At 41.0% G+C, this 19,316-nt stretch carries 15 protein-coding genes; 11 read left to right on the forward strand and 4 right to left on the reverse strand.

The features are described 5' to 3' along the window. The first annotated feature begins 262 nt into the window (after positions 1 to 262). Positions 263 to 712, forward strand: coding sequence for a Holliday junction resolvase RuvX (ruvX, locus tag QMA00_RS06550; protein WP_064663514.1), 450 nt, complete (start codon positions 263 to 265; stop codon positions 710 to 712). Positions 713 to 770: 58 nt separating this feature from the next. Here the strand turns inward: ruvX and QMA00_RS06555 are convergent, their stop codons facing one another. Both QMA00_RS06555 and QMA00_RS06560 read right to left on the reverse strand, forming a co-directional pair. After that, positions 771 to 1,907 carry a PilT/PilU family type 4a pilus ATPase gene (locus QMA00_RS06555; protein WP_076922111.1) on the reverse strand — a complete coding sequence of 379 codons (1,137 nt, stop codon included), beginning with the start codon at positions 1,905 to 1,907 and terminating at the stop codon, positions 771 to 773. Between the two features lie 9 nt (positions 1,908 to 1,916). Then, positions 1,917 to 2,957 carry a type IV pilus twitching motility protein PilT gene (locus QMA00_RS06560; protein ID WP_010391590.1) on the reverse strand — a complete coding sequence of 347 codons (1,041 nt, stop codon included), beginning with the start codon at positions 2,955 to 2,957 and terminating at the stop codon, positions 1,917 to 1,919. 2 nt (positions 2,958 to 2,959) lie between these two features. On the opposite strand from QMA00_RS06560, the gene QMA00_RS06565 reads away from it, so the two are divergent. From QMA00_RS06565 to QMA00_RS06600, 8 genes are all read left to right on the forward strand, one after another. After that, positions 2,960 to 3,673: a YggS family pyridoxal phosphate-dependent enzyme gene (locus QMA00_RS06565; protein ID WP_076922112.1), complete on the forward strand. Its 714-nt coding sequence runs from the start codon at positions 2,960 to 2,962 to the stop codon at positions 3,671 to 3,673. A 17-nt stretch (positions 3,674 to 3,690) separates the two neighbouring features. Then, complete coding sequence (proC, locus tag QMA00_RS06570) at positions 3,691 to 4,512, forward strand: pyrroline-5-carboxylate reductase (RefSeq protein WP_290156497.1); 822 nt, start codon at positions 3,691 to 3,693, stop codon at positions 4,510 to 4,512. Between the two features lie 26 nt (positions 4,513 to 4,538). After that, entirely contained in the window at positions 4,539 to 5,072 is a 534-nt protein-coding gene (locus QMA00_RS06575) for a YggT family protein (protein ID WP_008113334.1), read from the forward strand. A 58-nt stretch (positions 5,073 to 5,130) separates the two neighbouring features. Next, on the forward strand, positions 5,131 to 5,574 hold the full coding sequence (locus QMA00_RS06580; protein WP_290156501.1) for a DUF4426 domain-containing protein: 444 nt from the start codon (positions 5,131 to 5,133) through the stop codon (positions 5,572 to 5,574). Positions 5,575 to 5,576: 2 nt separating this feature from the next. Further along, positions 5,577 to 6,176: an XTP/dITP diphosphatase gene (locus QMA00_RS06585; RefSeq protein ID WP_290156503.1), complete on the forward strand. Its 600-nt coding sequence runs from the start codon at positions 5,577 to 5,579 to the stop codon at positions 6,174 to 6,176. After that, on the forward strand, positions 6,173 to 7,309 hold the full coding sequence (gene hemW / locus QMA00_RS06590) for a radical SAM family heme chaperone HemW (protein WP_290156505.1): 1,137 nt from the start codon (positions 6,173 to 6,175) through the stop codon (positions 7,307 to 7,309). Before QMA00_RS06585 ends, hemW begins: the two co-directional genes overlap by 4 nt. Before the next feature lie 37 nt (positions 7,310 to 7,346). Then, positions 7,347 to 9,179, forward strand: a complete 1,833-nt coding sequence (locus QMA00_RS06595; protein WP_076922113.1) for a DUF885 domain-containing protein — start codon at positions 7,347 to 7,349, stop codon at positions 9,177 to 9,179. A gap of 303 nt (positions 9,180 to 9,482) precedes the next feature. Next, entirely contained in the window at positions 9,483 to 10,142 is a 660-nt protein-coding gene (locus tag QMA00_RS06600) for a hypothetical protein (RefSeq protein WP_076922114.1), read from the forward strand. Here the strand turns inward: QMA00_RS06600 and QMA00_RS06605 are convergent. Further along, on the reverse strand, positions 10,134 to 10,850 hold the full coding sequence (locus QMA00_RS06605; protein ID WP_008467710.1) for an SIMPL domain-containing protein: 717 nt from the start codon (positions 10,848 to 10,850) through the stop codon (positions 10,134 to 10,136). The two genes, QMA00_RS06600 and QMA00_RS06605, sit on opposite strands and share 9 nt — an antisense overlap. 114 nt (positions 10,851 to 10,964) lie before the next feature. Between QMA00_RS06605 and QMA00_RS06610 the strand changes: the two genes are divergently transcribed. Together QMA00_RS06610 and QMA00_RS06615 are read left to right on the forward strand one after the other, a co-directional pair. Then, complete coding sequence (locus tag QMA00_RS06610) at positions 10,965 to 13,631, forward strand: bifunctional acetate--CoA ligase family protein/GNAT family N-acetyltransferase (RefSeq protein WP_138627324.1); 2,667 nt, start codon at positions 10,965 to 10,967, stop codon at positions 13,629 to 13,631. Between the two features lie 8 nt (positions 13,632 to 13,639). Then, positions 13,640 to 14,584 carry an ion transporter gene (locus tag QMA00_RS06615; RefSeq protein WP_076922116.1) on the forward strand — a complete coding sequence of 315 codons (945 nt, stop codon included), beginning with the start codon at positions 13,640 to 13,642 and terminating at the stop codon, positions 14,582 to 14,584. A gap of 225 nt (positions 14,585 to 14,809) precedes the next feature. Here QMA00_RS06615 and QMA00_RS06620 read toward each other — a convergent pair whose 3' ends face one another. Then, positions 14,810 to 19,315 (reverse strand): EAL domain-containing protein, encoded by a 4,506-nt coding sequence (locus tag QMA00_RS06620; protein WP_290156511.1) that lies wholly within the window; start codon positions 19,313 to 19,315, stop codon positions 14,810 to 14,812. Position 19,316 lies beyond the last annotated feature (1 nt).

Below are 19,316 nucleotides of genomic sequence, written 5' to 3' on the forward strand. Positions count from 1 at the left end.
GGATTAAAATTTGTTCAAACTAGGGGCGGTTTAATCGCGGCGCGAAGTTTGTAACCTAGTGGGCTAAGTAAAAACCGAGCAACAAAGAGTAAATCGCCCCTAGGCAGAACCCTTCGGGCAGCGCCTGTTTGGCATTGATGCTGCGTTATCGCCTATTTATGGGGAAGAACACCACAAAGGCTCTGCCTTGCCCAAATACCAAACAGACTGCTGCAAATTCAACCTGAAAGGTTAACAGACCCTAATAACATAAAAGACAAACATGACTAAAAAAATAGTAAAAGCGCAAGGTGAGCGCACCGTTATGGGATTTGACTTTGGTACTAAGAGCATTGGTATTGCTATTGGTCAAGAGCTCACAGGCAGCGCCACCAGCTTAAAAGCGGTGAAAGCCCAAGATGGCATTCCTAATTGGGATGACATTGCTGTACAGGTAAAAGAGTGGCAACCCGATTTAATGGTGGTTGGCTTACCGCTAAACATGGATGGCACCTCACAAGAGGTTACCTTTAAAGCCAAAAAGTTTGCTAATCGTTTGCATAATCATTACGGTATAGCGGTTCATACTCAAGATGAACGCTTAACGACTGCAGATGCAAAGGCACGGTTATTTGAACGTGGTGGTTATAAAAACTTAGGTAAAGGCAACGTAGATAATATGTCTGCGGTGATTATTCTAGAGAGCTTTTTTGAAGCCAGTTATGGTGAATAAAGCACTTAACACACATAAAAAAAAGCGCCTAAGGCGCTTTTTTTTATGTGGGTTAAGACTAAGTAATATTACCTTTATCATCAAGGCCATCAATGGTTACACCTTGCAAAAACCCAGCTCCTTGCTGCTCGTTATTACGTAGTTTTATCATTAAACGTAAATCATTTGGCGAGTCTGCATGATGTAATGCATCGGCATAATTAATACGTTGCTGTCTGTAAAGCTCAAACAGCGCTTGGTCAAAGGTCTGCATGCCCATTTCAGTTGATTTAGCCATGGTTTCTTTAATGCCACCAATATTACCGTTTTTAATTAGCTCACTGACCATTGGCGTATTAAGTAATACCTCAATGGCAGCAACACGCCCTTCCCCATCAGAGGTCGGAATAAGTTGCTGAGCAATGATAGCGCGTAAATTTAATGCTAAGTCATATTTAAGCTTATCGTGCTTTTCTTTTGGTACTAAGTGCATAATGCGGTCAATAGCTTGGTTAGCATTGTTAGCATGCAGGGTGGCAACACATAAATGACCTGTTTCTGCGAAGCTCAACGCATATTCCATGGTTTCTTGCGAACGAATTTCACCAATTAAAATAACATCAGGCGCTTGGCGCAAAGAGCTTTTAAGTGCCGATTCAAAGCTTTCAGTATCTAAACCCACTTCACGTTGAGTAATAATGCTTTTTTTATGTTCATGAACAAACTCAATTGGATCTTCTATGGTTAAAATATGCCCACGTTGATTGCGATTTCTATAACCAATAAGTGCCGCCAAAGACGTTGATTTACCGGTTCCCGTACCACCTACAAATAACACGAGTCCGCGCTTTGACATAATCACATCGGTCAATGCAGAAGGTAATCCAAGCTCTTTAACATCGGGAATTTTAGTGACGATTCGGCGAATAACCATGCCCGCTCTGTCGCGTTGCCAAAAAGCCGAAATACGAAAGCGCCCTTCGCTAGTTGCAATCGCAAAGTTACATTCTTTAGTGTTATGAAACTCTGCTTTTTGTTTTTCACTCATCGCTGATTCAACTAATTCCAGCGCTTGCTCATCGGTTAGTTTGTCATCATTAAGAGGTATCAGCTCGCCGTTAATTTTAGCGCTAATAGGCAGCTGGCTCGATACAAATAGATCAGAGCCTTTTTTGTCGATCATTATTTGTAAAAAGTGATTTAAAGATAAAGTCATAATAATTCCTTAAGCGCTAAACTGCGTCTTATCTTGTGCTTTTGTATACGCCGCTGAGTGAGTGATAATGCCTCGGTTAACTAGATTCGTTAAACATTGATCCATGGTTTGCATGCCCTGCGACGCACCGGTTTGAATCGATGAGTACATTTGAGCAATTTTATCTTCACGAATTAAGTTACGAATAGCAGGCGTTGCCAACATAATTTCATGTGCAGCCACTCGCCCTCCACCGACCTTCTTGATCAATGTTTGTGAGATAACCGCACGAAGTGATTCAGAAAGCATAGAGCGGATCATGTCTTTTTCTTCACCAGGGAATACATCAATAATACGGTCAATGGTTTTAGGTGCCGACGTGGTATGCAAAGTGCCAAACACTAAGTGACCAGTTTCAGCAGCAGTCATAGCAAGGCGAATAGTTTCTAAGTCTCGTAACTCACCGACCAAAATAACATCAGGGTCTTCACGCAATGCACTTCGCAGCGCATTAGAAAAACTATGTGTATCGCGGTGAACTTCACGCTGGTTAATTAAGCTGAGTTTATTATCGTGCACAAATTCGATAGGATCTTCAATGGTCAGTACATGGTGATGTTTATTTTGATTTATATAGTCCACCATGGCTGCAAGTGTAGTCGACTTACCAGAGCCTGTAGGGCCGGTAACTAATACTAAGCCTCGTGGGTTATCTGAAATTTGTTTAAATATTTCCGGCGCGCCCAAATCTTCAAGTGTCAATACATCACTCGGGATAGTACGAAACACGGCAGCAGGACCACGATTAGAGTTAAAGGCATTTACACGAAAACGTGCTAAATTAGGGACTTCAAAAGAAAAATCCACTTCGAGATTTTGTTCATAGTCCTTACGCTGGTTATCGTTCATAATGTCATAAACCAGACTGCTGACTTCTTTATCTCCAAGTGCTGGTATATTAATTCGTCGCACATCACCATCAACACGTATCATAGGTGATACCCCTGATGATAAGTGCAAATCTGATGCTTTATGTTGCACACTAAATGCCAATAATTCGGTGATATCCATTTATGACTCCACAACTAACTGATAAATATATGGTTACAATAGCAGAACGACTCACATCCGCCTACGCTAGAATTGCAGAGGCAGCGCACAAAGCACAACGTAATAGTAACGATATTACGTTACTTGCAGTATCTAAAACCAAACCTGCTACTGATATTATGGCAGCTTATGAGCAAGGGCAACGTCAATTTGGTGAATCTTATGTTCAAGAGGCTGTAGATAAAATAGCGCAACTAGCCACATTTAGCGATATTGTTTGGCATTTCATTGGCCCTATTCAGTCAAATAAAAGTGCTTTAGTCGCTGCCAATTTTGCTTGGGTGCAAAGTGTAGACAGACTTAAAATAGCCAAGCGATTAAACAGTCAACGCCCTGAGACAATGCCGCCACTGAATGTACTTATTCAAGTCAATATTAGCGAAGAAGAAGCAAAGTCTGGTTGTCACCCCAATGAAATCACTGAGCTGGCGCAATATATAGATCAATGTGCCCATTTACAGTTGCGCGGACTGATGGCTATTCCCGCTAAAAGCGACGATGCAAACACGCAAATTCAATATTTTGAGCAATTACAAACTTGCTTTGATAAACTACAGACCCAATATCCTCATATAGATACATTGTCGATGGGGATGAGTAACGATGTAGAGGCTGCCATAGCGGCAGGTTCAACCATGGTGAGGATCGGCACAGATATTTTTGGAACACGAACTTAAAAGGTGATAACAGACATATGTCAGATAAAAAAATCGCATTTATAGGCACAGGTAATATGAGCTACGCCATCATTGGTGGCATGGTAAAAAACGGCTTTAACGCAAATAATATTATTGCGACTAACCGCAACCAAGAAAAACTAGCTAAGGTAGCTGCCGACTTTAAGGTGCAAACCACCAGTGACAATAACGAAGCTATGCGCGATGCCGATGTCATTGTTTTGTCTGTTAAACCACAAATGATGGGCGATTTATGCCAATCATTTCAAGATTCAGGTGTCGACTTTAGCGATAAATTATTTATCTCAGTCGCGGCAGGCTTAACCGTTAAGCGCTTACGTGAAATGCTTGGTCAAGATGTAAAAATGGTACGTTGTATGCCAAATACGCCATCATTACTTGGTCGTGGTGTATCTGGCTTATATGGTGCAGGCGAAACCCAAAGCGAGCATGAGTTTGTACAGCAAGTATTTGAATGTACAGGCATTGTTGTATGGGTTGAAAAAGAGTCGCAAATAAACGACGTGATTGCTGTGACAGGCTCTTCGCCGGCTTACTTTTTCTTATTTATGGAAGCCATTGAAGAAAAAGCCAAAGCGCTTGGGTTTAGTGATGAAGACGCACGCCGCTTAGTGCAGCAAACCGCCCTAGGCGCAGCTGAAATGGCACTTAGCCAACCAGATATTAGCATTTCACAATTACGCTCAAATGTGACATCAAAAGGCGGTACCACGCATGCAGCCGTTGAGCATTTAAAAGCACAAGGTTTAACTAAAACCGTAGGCGATGCAATGGATGCATGTATTGCGCGTGCAGTGCAAATGGAACAAGAACTTTAAAACCATTTTTTATTGAAGGTTATACTATGAATGCCATGCAATTTTTAATTAGCACCTTGTTTGATCTATTTTTAATGGTGGTACTACTGCGTTTTTGGCTACAGTGGGCAAAAGCCGACTTTTACAACCCAATGAGCCAATTTGTGGTCAAAGCCACTTCGTTTGCAGTTAACCCGCTGCGAAAAATCATTCCAGGGCTAGGCGGGCTTGATTTAGCCTCTTTGTTGCTGGCATTTATAGTGGCTGCGGCAAAAATAAGTACATTAATGTGGCTTATTTATAGCTCTTGGGCTATTCAACCTGTGCTTATACAGGCACTAATAACTGTTTTAAAAGAAGGTTTAAATTTAGTCTTTTGGGTATTAATCATCCGCGCTATTTTAAGCTGGGTAAGCCAAGGCTATAACCCAATTGAAGCGGTATTCCATCAGCTTACTGAGCCAATGCTAAAGCCAATCCGTAAAATCTTACCGCCACTAGGGGGATTAGATTTATCGGTACTGGTACTTATCATCGGCATTCAGTTTTTACAAATGCTGCTAATGGACCTTTTAGCTTAAGCATAACGTAATATAAAAGAGGCCTAGCGCCTCTTTTTTACATACTCAGGAGTTAACCATGCAACGTTTAATAAAGTTTTGTTTTATTGCTTGTCTCGCTTTAGCATTTAATGCACACAGCGCACAAGAACAAGGCGCCCAGTATAAAGAACTAGGCCCTTGGCAAGTTCATTACATAGCCTTTCCATCAACGTTTATTCAACCGCAAATAGCCAAAACGTATGGCCTGGAACGCAGTGGCTACAAAGGTATTGTTAATATTTCCATCTTAAAAAATGATACTGATAAAACAGCGCAAAAAGCGACATTACAAGGTACCGCTAAAAACTTATTAGGTAACAAGCAAACCCTTAACTTTAAAGAAGTCGTTGAAGGCGATTCAACTTATTACCTAGCACAAGTAGATTACACCAACGAAGAGATTTTACGTTTTGAAATTGAAATCCAACAAGGTAATCAGTTTCAAACATTAAAGTTTAAGCAAAAATTTTACGTAGATTAAATATGACCAACACCTTAGTTCTTGCAACCGGCAACCCCGGAAAAGTGAATGAGCTGGCTAACATGCTCAGCTCATTTAATATTAATGTTGTACCGCAAAGCGACTTTAATGTCAGTGACGTAGACGAAACAGGCACCACGTTTGTAGAAAACGCGATAATTAAAGCGCGTCATGCGGCTAAAATTACCGGACTGCCTGCTATTGCAGATGATTCAGGCTTAGAAGTTGATGGCCTGAATGGCGCACCCGGTGTTTACTCTGCTCGTTTTGCAGGAAATAGCGCAAGCGATCAAGATAATATCGATAAATTACTGGCTGATTTAGGCGATAACCCTAACCGCCGCGCTCGTTTTTGGTGTGTGTTGGTACTAATGCGTCATGCCGACGACCCTACTCCACTTATTTGCAGTGCTAGCTGGGAGGGCGAAATTACCCTTAGCCAACACGGTAAAGGTGGCTTTGGTTACGATCCTATCTTTTTTGTACCATCAGAAAATTGTACCAGTGCAGAGCTTACAAAAGAGCAGAAGAATGCACTAAGTCACCGTGGGCAAGCACTTAATAAATTACTACAAGAGTTACAACACAAAGGCGGCCTGTGAACCTTCCTCCACTGAGTTTATATGTGCACGTGCCTTGGTGCGTGCAAAAGTGCCCTTACTGCGACTTTAATAGCCACGGGCAAAAAGGTGACATCCCTGAAGCTGAGTATGTGCAGCATTTAATCGACGATTTAAAAGCTGATTTACACTTAGTACAAGGGCGTAAAATTCACAGTATTTTTATAGGTGGCGGCACACCAAGCCTATTAACCGGCGCGGCATACACCCGTTTACTCAAGGAAGTAGATAGCCTAATTGGCTTAACCGATAACTGTGAAATAACCCTTGAAGCAAATCCCGGCACAGTAGAAACTGGCCGTTTCAAAGATTATGTAAAAGCAGGCATTAACCGTATCTCTATCGGCGTGCAAAGCATGCAGGACGATAAGTTAAAAGCCCTAGGTCGAATTCATGGTGCCGATGAAGCCAGTTATGCTGCACAGCAAGCCAGTGAAGCAGGGTTAAATAGCTTTAACCTTGACTTAATGCATGGCTTACCAGAGCAGTCTCTTGATGATGCACTGAGTGATTTAAAACAAATTATTGCGCTCAATCCACCGCATATTTCTTGGTATCAGCTCACCATTGAGCCCAATACGCAATTTGCTTCAAAACCGCCGACTTTGCCACAAGATGAAACCTTATGGGATATTCAAGAGCAAGGCCAAGCATTATTAGCACAAGCTGGCTATCAGCAATATGAAATATCAGGGTATGCAAAACCTGGCTATCAATGCCAACATAACTTGAATTATTGGCGGTTTGGCGATTATCTTGGCATTGGCTGCGGCGCGCATGGTAAGGTTACTGATGCGAAAACGGGGGTGATAACACGCACTGAAAAGGTTAAACACCCACGGGGCTACATGGACATTATTAAGCCCTACTTGTACAAAAGCTGGCAAGTAGAACAAGACGACTTAGCGTTTGAATTTTTTATGAATCGCTTTCGTTTAACAGAGCCATGCCCTATAAATGATTTTAATGCGCTGACGCAGCAACCACTGCAAAGCCAACAGCATGCACTAGATAAAGCCATTAATGCCGGTTTACTAACAAAAACAGACAGCCACTGGCACGTTACACTCCAAGGGCAACGTTTTTTAAATGATCTACTTGCGTTATTTGTTTAGTGACAATAATAGGTTTCTAACAACAAAAGGGAAACGAATGCGTAAACTTACTCTAATTGCTGCCACCATTAGTGTGGCACTGCTTGCAGGTTGCCAACAAGCAACACAACAATCAACGCCTGCACCTGCGGTTCAAGCTCAACCTGTTCAAAGTGAAATTGATAAAGCGAATGCTTTTTTTGAAGACACTTTTAATCGTGATGTCATGAGCAGCCCAGTTTATCAAACCTACATGGGCATCAAAAAAGATTACGATAAATGGGATGACAACAGCGAAGAAAAAGCCCTTAAAGACCTTGCACAAGCTAAAGCCGATTTGGTCACACTCAACAGCATTGATCGTGCGCAATTAGATACAGCAACCCAAGTAAGTTATGATTTAAAAAAACAAGATTTAGAAGCCAGCATTGCTGATTTCAAATGGCGTTACCATAACTACCCAGTAAACCAAATGTTTGGTACGCACTCTATGGTGCCGGCTTTTTTAATCAACCAGCATCAAATTAGCAACGTAAAAGAAGCCAACGATTACATTGCTCGTTTAAATGGGGTACCGGGTGTATTTGATCAGCTTATTACTGGCTTAGAAATTCGCGCCGATAAAAACATCATCGCGCCTAAATTTGTATTTCCACACGTCATTGATTCAAGCAAAAACATCATTAAAGGTGCGCCGTTTGAACAAGGTGAAGATTCTACGCTTTTAGCTGACTTTAAACGCAAAGTTAATGCCTTAGAAATAGACCAAGCTGAAAAAGATGCACTTATTAGTAAAGCGACTGAAGCATTAAAAACAGCGGTTAAACCTGCTTACTCTAAGTTAATTAACTACATTGCACAGTTAGAAAAACGTGCTGATGACCGTGACGGTGCTTGGAAATTCCCTAATGGCGAAGCGTTTTACAATAACGCACTGAAACGCACCACCACCACAGACCTTACAGCAAAAGAAATTCATGCCATTGGCCTTGCTGAAGTATCACGTATTCATGATGAAATGCGTGCCATTAAAGATAAAGTCGGTTTTGAGGGCGACTTAAACGCCTTTATGCAGTTTATGAAAACCGACAAGCAATTTTATTTAGCTAACACTGAAGCTGGTAAAACACAGTACTTAAGTGAAGCTAAAGGCTTAATTGATAACATGAAAACACGCTTAGATGAGCTGTTTGTTGTAAAACCAAAAGCCGACATGATTGTAAAACGTGTTGAAGCATTCCGTGAAAAAGCGGCAGGTAAAGCGTTTTATCAACAACCTGCGCCAGATGGTTCTCGCCCAGGTATTTACTACGCCAACCTATACGACATGGAAGCAATGCCTACATACCAAATGGAAGCCTTGGCTTATCATGAGGGGATTCCGGGTCACCATATGCAAATTGCCATTTCACAAGAACTTGAAGGTGTACCTAAGTTCCGTAAATTTGGTGGTTACACAGCCTACATTGAAGGCTGGGGGTTATACTCAGAATTACTACCAAAAGAAATGGGCCTTTACGAAGACCCGTATTCAGATTTTGGTCGCTTAGCCATGGAATTATGGCGTGCATGTCGTTTAGTGGTTGATACCGGTATTCACGCAATGAAGTGGACTCGTCAAGAAGGTATTGATTACTACGTTAACAACACCCCTAACGCCACTTCTGACGGTGTAAAAATGGTTGAGCGTCATATTGTAATGCCCTCTCAAGCAACGGCTTACAAAGTAGGTATGCTGAAAATTTTAGAACTACGTGAAGATGCTAAAATGCAACTTGGCGATAAGTTTGATATCCGCCAGTTCCACGATGTAGTGCTTAAAAATGGCCCTGTACCATTAAACGTACTAGAAAACTTCGTTAATGAGTGGATTGCCAGCAAACAAGCTTAATTTTTAAGTATTTACTTAAAGGTATAAAAGGTCGCAATTGCGGCCTTTTGTTTTATAAAACAAAAAATTAACCTGAACTCTGGTTAAGAGATTTACTAACATATTGAATCATCGTTATATTTAATTTTATTTTCTCTAGCCAGAGGTTTTCAGTGAAAACAAGGCGAATTTACGCGTCAATAGCTGGCCTATTGCAAGTAAATTCAACGCAGTTAGCGCTGAAAACAGCTGCTTGAGATAAGTTTATTATCCGGAGCTCAGGTAAATTAAGCTAGGATAAAGTTGGAACTCAAGGAGAACAGAATGGATCTAAGCATACAGCTACTCAATGCGCGTATTAAACAACAGCAGTTTGATGAGCTAGATAACGATTTTAAAAAGCTCACTGAGGCACAGCAAGTAATACAGCTTAATTACCTGTTTGAAATTGCGCTACGCATGAGTATTAAATACGATTTTATGCAAAACATCGCCGTGCGTATTTTAACCACCAATACGCCACCAGCGCCGTTTATTGAAAAACTAACCAGTTTAGACGCACTGAGTTTTTTTACGCCTGCACTTAAATTAAATAAGGGATTTATTAGTACAGACGACTCTGGCAATAACGCCCTGCATAATGTATTTAAGCAAGCAATGCCCACACAACTGCCTTTTAACTATGTTCGCTCGTTAATGTTATTTGAATCTAACGAAGAGTTACTACATGCATTAGCACATACAAATAAGCAAGGGCTCACTCCGGTTGCCAGTTACATCGCCTATGCACATAAGCCAAACATTCCGGTAAAACATGAATTTTCGGCCTTGCTCGCATTAATAGAAATAGAGCAAAAACAAAATCCTGCAGCAAAATTACAAATACTTGAGGCATTAAAAAATAATCCCCCAAGCGAGATAACCTTGCTACTGAGCGCCGCTTATTTACAGCGCTCTACTGAACAAGTGGCGGCTCTAATCTGATAAGTAATATTCTACGCTGGTAACAACACGTACGTTTTTAATTTGCGGCGTGTTTGAATCCCGATCGCTAATGCTAAACTGCCCTTGGCGAGCGGTTTTAATTTTACCTAAGCGTGAATTTGAATCTTTAGCAAACTTATCTGCCACTTCACGAGCTTTTTCTGTGGCTTCTTGCACCATGGCTGGTTTTATATCGTTAAGCCCAGTAAAAATATACTCAATACGGGTTTGATAGTTGTCTTGCACAATAGCTATATTTTGTTTAGCTAGCTGACTCACTTTGCTCAGTGCGTTTTTAACTTTATCAGGAGCATTGGAGTAAACAATAATATTTGAGCTAATAACATACCTAAACTTTTGGTTATCATTCGCGTATTCACGGGCTTGCTTATCAATAATAGATTGAGTACCTGTCGATATTTCTTGATCATCAAAGCCGTGTAACTTTAAAAAAGCAATCACCGCATCGTTTTTTTGCTCAACTCGCTCAACAAGCTTTTCAAGATTGTTGTCGGCATCGTTAAACTGCAAAGGCCAAATAACGGTATCAGCCACAACTTCACGTTCAGCTAACCCTTTTACCTGCACCGTGCGCTCCATCCCTTTAATATCAAGCGCAGCCCCTTTTATAATAAAACCCAATGCAATTAGGCCAATGCTTAAACACGCCGCTGCCATAACAACGGTTACATTCGATATTTTATTCACCTTAGTCTCCTTGACCGATATCAATAATATGCACGTTCACGCTCGAAAAAACACTATAAACAGGTTACATTGAGAAGGTATAGATAGCAAAACTTAATCAGCCAAGGAAACGCAATGAGTCTAAAACGTATTAGCCAGTTTTTTAATCCAAGCTCAGTCGCTGTTATTGGGGCATCAAACACCCCCACTCGGGCTGGTAATGTGGTAATGCGTAATTTATTACAAGGGGGCTTTAAAGGGCCCATCATGCCTGTTACACCCAATCATACTGCAGTGCATGGCGTATTGGCTTACCCAAGTATTGAAGCCCTCCCCAAAGTACCTGATTTAGCCGTTATCTGTACCAATAAAAACACCTTAATGAAAATTATTGAACAGCTAGGTACGCTGGGGTGCCATAGCGCTATTATTATTGCTGATGGTCTAACAAGTACTCAAAAACAAGAACTTAAAGATAACGCTGCAAAGCATAAAGTGACGCTGCTTGGCTCAAATTGCTTAGGGTTACTTATTCCGCACATAGGTTTAAACGCGAGTTTTTCGCACACTGTTGCCACGCCAGGTAAACTGGCTTTTGTGTCGCAATCAGCGGCTGTTTGTTCAACGATTCTTGATTGGGCTAAAAATAAAGAAATTGGCTTTTCATACTTTGTATCTATGGGAGATTGTTTAGATATTGAGTTTGACGAAATACTCGACTTTTTAGGCCGCGATGCTAAAACCAAAGCTATCCTACTTTACATAGATAATATTAATGATATTCGCAGCTTTATTTCTGCCGCGCGTGCGGCGGCATTTTCTAAGCCCGTTATTGCCATTAAAACGGGCAGAACCAGTGCAGGCGCTCTTGCCGCTGAAATACACACCGGCGGAAAACAAAGCTCAGATGCAGTATATGATGCCATGTTTCAACGTGCAGGGATGTTAAGAGTAAATGATTTGCGTGAACTCTTTGCCGCCACTCAAACCTTAGCAATGCACCCCAAATTATTGCAAGTAGAGCAGCTAACTATATTAACTAATGGCGGCGGCCCTGGAGTGATGGCCGTTGATGAACTTATTCAAAGCTCAGGTAAACTTGCTCAGCTTAGTGATGAAACGCGCGAAGCACTCAATAAAGTGATCCCACATTCAGACACAACATCCAACCCTGTCGATATCTTTGGCGATTCTGCGCCAGTGCGTTACAAGCATGCGTTGGAAATATTACTAAATGCTAAAGAAGTTAAAAACTTACTGATCATTCATACTCCATCGGCATTGGCCCCGAGTGAAAATTACGCTCAGGTTATTGTTGAGGCACTGAATAAATTACCGAAAATGGCACGCCCGTATGTGATCACTAATTTCATGGGAGAAGATGCTGCATTTGCAGCCAGACGCATCTGCGCGAATAACGCCATTCCGACCTATCGTACCCCAGAAGGCGCAGTAGGTGCCTTTATGCACTTAGTAAGCTATCGTCGTAACCAAAAACATTTAACCCAAACGCCAGAATCAAACACCGATGATGCGACTATTAATAAAGTAGCAGCGAAAGCAGCTATTAAAGAGTTTTTAAATGATGAGCAACATTACTTATCAACCCATCAAGCGAGTCAAATTTTAAGTAGCTACGGTATAGACTGTATCCAAACTGAAGTAGCCTACACCCCTACCGAGGCCAAAGAGCAAGCAATAGAGCTAGGTTTTCCGGTCGCATTAAAATTGATGAGCCCCAGTATTCCCTCTAAGTCTGAAGTCGGTGGCGTAGTACTCAACCTCAATGATGCACAAGAGGTCGAGCAAACGGCATTTGCCATGCTGTTAAGAATAAAAAACACCTACCCTGATGCTATTATTGATGGCTTTTCGTTACAAAAAATGGCGCCTAGAGCAGGTGCCAATGAGCTGCGCATAGCCATTAAAACAGAGCCTAATTTTGGGCCAGTTATTTTATTAGGTGAAGCTGGCACAGGGCTTGAGTACGCTCAAGCGGCGGTGGCCTTGCCACCACTGAATATGAACCTAGCTAAATATTTAATTGCCGCCGCCCATGATAAGGGAGTTCTTAAAGATCGCATTCTGCCAGAAAAAGTAGATAAATATCGCTTGTGTTCACTACTAACTCGAATTTCTCAATTGGTCGTAGATCAACCCGATATCACCTCATTAGAGCTAAATCCTATTTTAGCCAGTAATGGGCAGTTTTTAGTCCTTGATGCCACCATGAACCTAAATCAGTATCAGGTTCAGGCGCACCGAAAACGTTTATCAATCCGCCCTTATCCTATTGAGCTGGTTGAAACGGTGACCCTAAAAAATAAGACCTTAGCAACGCTCAGACCAATCAAACCTGAAGATGAGCAGGCACATCAAGAGTTTGACCGCTCCTTAAGCAAAGAAGATAGATACAAGCGCTTTTTTGGTGAATTGCCACAATTTAACCATGATCAACTCGCTAAAATGACGCAAATTGATTACGACCGCGAGATGGCATTTATTGTTACCCAAACACAAGACGAGCAACAACACACATTAGGGGTTTCGCGAGTGATTATGGATCCCGATAACTTACAAGCAGAGTTTGCCATTGTGGTACGTTCTGATTGCCAAGGACTTGGGTTAGGGCGTATTTTAATGAACGCGGCTATTTCTCACTGCAGACGCCAAGGCGTGAAAACGGTTGAAGGTATCACCCTGCCAGAAAATACCGGCATGATTGAGTTGGCTCGTAAACTCGGGTTTAAAATAAGTCGTGATTTTGAAGAAGGCAGTATCAATATGCTGCTCACATTGTAATAGGTACTATGCGTAAACTAAGACAAACCATAAACCAAGTATTTGAAGCGTCAGGTAAGTATCAGCGAGCGGGACACATTTTAGATGTCATACTGATCAGCATCATTATGATTAATGTGGTGGCCATCGTACTCGAATCAGTGCATAGCATTGCCACTGAGTACTACAACGAATTTTTAATGTTAGAGCTGGTATCGGTTGCCATATTTAGTGCTGAATACCTAATACGTGCTTGGACTTGTGTCGATCGCGTAAAGTACGCCTCCATGAATTGCTCAAATACACAAAAACGGATTCGATATATTTTATCACCACTGGCAATTATCGATTTAATTGCCATTTTGCCTAGTTTATTAATGTTTTTCTTTGCTATCGATTTACGTTTTTTACGGGTACTGCGGTTGTTGCGGGTATTTAAGCTCACCCGTTATTCTCGAGCAATGCAATTGTTATTGCAGGCGTTTATTGATGAATCGAGTTCATTACTGGCGGCATTTTTTATTATGTCTGTGGTACTTATTTTAGCCTCTTGCGGTATTTATTTATTAGAACACGACATTCAACCAGACAAGTTCGGCTCTATTCCTGCAGCCATGTGGTGGGCAATGGCAACCCTAACTACGGTTGGTTATGGCGATGTTGTACCTATAACGCCTATTGGTAAACTATTTGGTGGCGTAATCACTTTGGTGAGTATGGGGATGGTTGCCATACCAACCGGTTTATTAGCGTCGAGTTTCTCAGAGCAAGTACGCAAACGTCGCCAGCTATTTGAAGATGCCACCCACGAGAAAATAACCGATGGTAAGCTCACTGATGAGCAGATGCATCACCTTGAGGAGTTACGCTACAAACTAGGGCTAAGTAAACTAGAGGCCAATAAAGCAATAAAAGCGGAGCTAAATAAACGCAGCTCACACTTATTTTGCCGTCACTGTGGTAAGCGTCCTTAACCTGAACTCTGGTTAAGAGATTTACTCACGTATTGAATCAAAAATGATATTTATGTTTATTTTTCTCTAGCCAGAGATTTCCAGTGAAAACAAGGCGAAATTACGCGTCAATAGCTAGCCTATTGCAAGTAAATTCAACGCAGTTAGCGCTGAAAATAGCTGCTTGAGATTGATTTATTATCCAGAGTTCAGGTTCCTTAATAAAATAATGTATTAAGCGGCGCTTTAAGCTTGTGAGAATACAGGATGCCAATCGTGCTCAATAAGCTCAAGCACCTGCTCTTTAGGCACCGCTTTACTAAACAAGTAACCTTGAAAGTAGCTACAACCTTGCGCTTTTAAAAAAGCCAACTGATGTGCGCTTTCAACCCCTTCAGCAATACACTCTTTACCTAAACTGCTTGCTAAAGTTAGTGTAGATTGAATAATCGCTTCGTTATCCGAATCAATACCAATATCTTGCACAAAGCTGCGATCTATTTTTAATACATCAATCGGAAAGCGCTTCAAATAAGTTAACGAGGCATACCCTGTTCCAAAATCATCCATGTACAACTTACAGCCTAGTTGCTTTAATAAGTCCATATTTTTAAGCGCATGTTCTGAGTCTCGCATTAAAATAGACTCTGTTATTTCAAATACAATAGCCTCGGGCGGCAGTGCTGCATTGTTTAGTGCTTGGGATATTTCAGGGACGAGTCCGATAAATTCAAAATCCAGTGCTGAGAGGTTAATTGATAGGTATAGATCAGGACACACTTTACGCCAACGAGCTAACTGCACCAAAGCACGCTTAAATGTTTGTAGCATTATTTTAGTGATTAAACCTATATTTTCAGCTACGTTTGCAAACTCTTGTGTACTCGCTAACTGATTATAAGGCCAGCGTAGTAACACCTCAAAGCCCACTGTTTTTTGCGTAGACGCATTAATAATGGGTTGATAATAATTACAAAATTCATGTTCATGATAAGCTTTGATCAACTGTGATTCTAAATGCATCGCTCTTTCAACACGTTGATTCATTTCTTGTTTGTAAAACTTATAACACCCTTCCAAGCCATCTTTAGCATAATAAAGCGCCACATTTGATGCTTTCAATAGTGCTTTATAATGCACGGCATCATCAGGGAAAATAGCCACACCAATACTTAGGTGTACATTGACGCTTTGCTGATTCATAACAATGTCTTTACTCACGCAATCCATTAGTTTGGTGCATATAAGTAATACTTCTTCTATTTGCTGAATATCTTCAACTAGAATTACAAATTCATCACCGCCTAAACGCGCGACGCTATCACAAGGACGTAATGCTGTTTTCAAGCGGTTCGCCACCAGCTTTATTATCTCATTGGCGTTTTCTGTGCCAAATGAATCATTAAAATACTTAAACCGTTTTATATTAACGTGTAACAAAGCCACTTTACACTGATGGCGGCGCGCCTGATCGATGGCATGTATAGCTCTGTCGTTAAACAAGGTTCTGTTTGGCAGCCCAGTAAGTGAATCGTAATTAGCCAGTATATGCAGTTCGCTCTCAGCTGACTTTTGTGCATGAATATCCGTTAAAATAATCACGAAACTACTCAGCCTTTGGCTTTCATCAGCTACGGCGCTTATTTTAACCAGTACATGGCGTTGCTCTTTGTTTGCCAGAACGACAGTGTCTTCACATGAAAAATGTTCGCCCACTTCAAGCTTTTGCATAATTCGTAAATAATCAAAATAGCTACTGCGGGACATTCCCAAATTAAGCGCACGGGTTGAACGAGGCTCTGCTGATAAGCCAAAAGCGCTTTGCAGCGATTTATTTGAGGCACGTATATTAAAGTTTTTATCTAAGATAAACACCCAATCTCGGGTTTGTTCAAACGCGGCGGTAAATAACCGCGCATGCTCTTCAAACACCCTTTCGCGTGTCATATTGGTATACGTACCGGCTACTTTTTGCGGCGTTTTTTTGTCCCATTCAACCACCTTGCCAAAATCTTTGTACCAGCGCCAATGACCTTTGGCGTGGCGTAATCGGTAGGTACAATTAAAATACCCTTTATCTGTTGATAAAAATTCTAACCACTCCAACCTAAAAATAGCACGCTCTTGAGGGTGAATTTTTTCTAGGTAGGCATCTAAACTCACCGAGTCATCCTCGTAGCCTAATTCGTTGACTAATCTAGGCTGATAAATATTTAACTGGCTCGCCTGCCAATCCCATACCCCGGACTCACTTCCCTCTAGTGCAAGCTTTAAACGCGCCTCACTGTCTTGGCTTTCTTTGTGTGCTGCCAATAAGATACGCTGTATTTTGTTGCGCCTCATTACCCATGCAGTCACTATGGTGATCAATAAAATGGCATAAAGCGCTAAAAAGTATGGAGCACGCCATAGCGGATATTTCACTTTAATATTTAACGTGGCTGGCGCAGTATAGTCGCCGGTCAGTGGGTCTTTTGCCCAGACTTTTAACTGGTAACTGCCGGGGTTTAATTTAGGAAACACCACTCGATTATTTCGGGTATAACTTTTTTTACCTTTATCGAGCTGATATTCATAAATAATGCGCTCTTGGAAGCTAAATGACATCGCTGAAAATGCAATCTCAAGCCCGATATCATCATGGTTTAAAGTGATATTTTTTAATGGCTGCTGTAAATTTATAGACAAGTCCCGAGACATTAAGTTGATGCGCGTGATATTGACCTGATCTAATAAACCTTGGCTATTTTTATTGTCTTTAGGGTCAAAGTAGGTAAAACCCTTGAGGCTACCGAAGGCAATTCGACCATCCGCTAACTTAGCCATAGCGCCATTATTAAACTCAGCAGAGAGCACCCCATCTGATGTTGTAAATTGCTGAAAATGAATTGTTTCAGGATTTAGTCGCCATATTCCTTTATGGCTACTCATCCAAATCATTCCCTCTTCATCAAGAACCATATCGTACAACAAGGTACCGAGTTTATTTTTATCTAAATCAATTGTGTGCACTAACTCATAGGTCGTTGCATCTATACCAATCAGCCCAAAATTAGATAACGATAGCCAAAGTATGTCTTGCCCATCTACCACGTAGGAAAGAATACTAACGGCTACATTTTCATGGTGTTTTGGCACTTTATAAATGGTGTTTAAACTTAAATCATTGGGGTTAAATTGATATAAAACGCCACCACTAAAAAATAATGGCTTCTCGGGTTGGTTCGGTAATGGGGGTAAAAAGCCATGCGCTAAAAAAGGGTCAAATTGTGCTAATTCGCCTTTTAAGTGAACTAATTGTCGGCTATCAATATTATATTTAAACATACCATGATCTGGGTGTACAAAATACAAATCCCCGTTTGGTAGCAATGTCAGGCCATGCATCCAATCATTTAAAAAAATCTGATTGGTAGGACTGTTGGTTTTTGGTTGGGTAAGTTGCTGAGTTTGCGGGTCAAAAATGAATAATCCTCGGTTTGAGTGCAACCAGAGTTTATCTTTGTAAGGCATAATTTTGAAAATAGTAAACTCTGTGGTCAGTAAATCGACTTTATAATCTTTTAAATACACCTTTGAGCGATTACTTTTTAAATCAACCGCAGTTAAACCATTGTGTGTGCCTAACCATAGCTTTTCTTGGAACTCCTTAATTGACCATACCGAATGATGTGATAAACCATCCCCAACCAGTGCATTTCCCTCTACATTATAAAACTTGTAATTGTCGCCCGATAAATAAAACGCACCATCGGTTTTAGTGGCTAGCCACATTCCGCCCGATTTATCTTTCACCATATCAATAATACTGTTATCGGCGAGGGTGTACTTACTCTGTTGGATACGTTTATTTTTTACCACTTTTTTAGTAGTTAAATTAAAACAAAGCAGGCCTTTATCTGTTGCTAAATCGAGCACTCCTTGCTGATTATCAATATCCCAAACATTCAAATCGGCCAGTAATTTTTGGCTTGTAAATGATTGTTCGCGGTTGTTAAACATTGCCTCTAAATTACTAATATCAACAGCGTATAAGCCCTTAACCGCACCTACAAGCAACTGATTGTTATTACCTAGCGCAAATGATTTCACATTCTTTTGATAAATATGTACATCCGTTTCGCTCAAGTACTCGAGTGGCCTTACCTGCTGTGTTGCGATGTTAAAAACATACGCGCCGTCTGTGCTACCTATAAAAATATAACCGTTATAATGAAACAAAGTACGCACAAACGCATTTTCAAATTGCTCAGGAAGTGTAAATAATGAGGTAATAGAGCCGTTGTCTATATCGAGTTTTGCAAACTCTCGGCCTTGTCCAATCCATAAGGTTTTATCATCGGTGGCTAACATAGTAAAAACGGACTGCTGTAGTATTTGCTCTTCTGTGACAGGTTTTTCTATGTATTGTTGGTAGGTATCCGTTTTCGGATCGTATCTGAACAAGCCTGCTAATAAGGAGGCAATCCAGATATGCCCTTGTTGGTCTTGATATATGCGATCGATGATCGCCTCTTCTAACTCACCATTAGGGCCATTGATTGGAATAACTTGATAGCCATCGTATCGGTTAAGGCCTCCCTCAGTAGAGAGCCATAAATACCCATTGTTATCGATAAGCATGGTATTAACGTAACTTTGAGATAAGCCTTCGCTTGGGGATAATCGTTTTACTTGCGCTGTTACTTCAACGCTTATGAGCATAAACAGCACAAATATGGCTGTGATAAACCCATTAATACTCATACCCATG

Origin of the sequence: Pseudoalteromonas sp. APC 3694 (assembly GCF_030407565.1) — a bacterium.
In the GTDB taxonomy this organism is placed as follows: domain Bacteria; phylum Pseudomonadota; class Gammaproteobacteria; order Enterobacterales; family Alteromonadaceae; genus Pseudoalteromonas; species Pseudoalteromonas tetraodonis.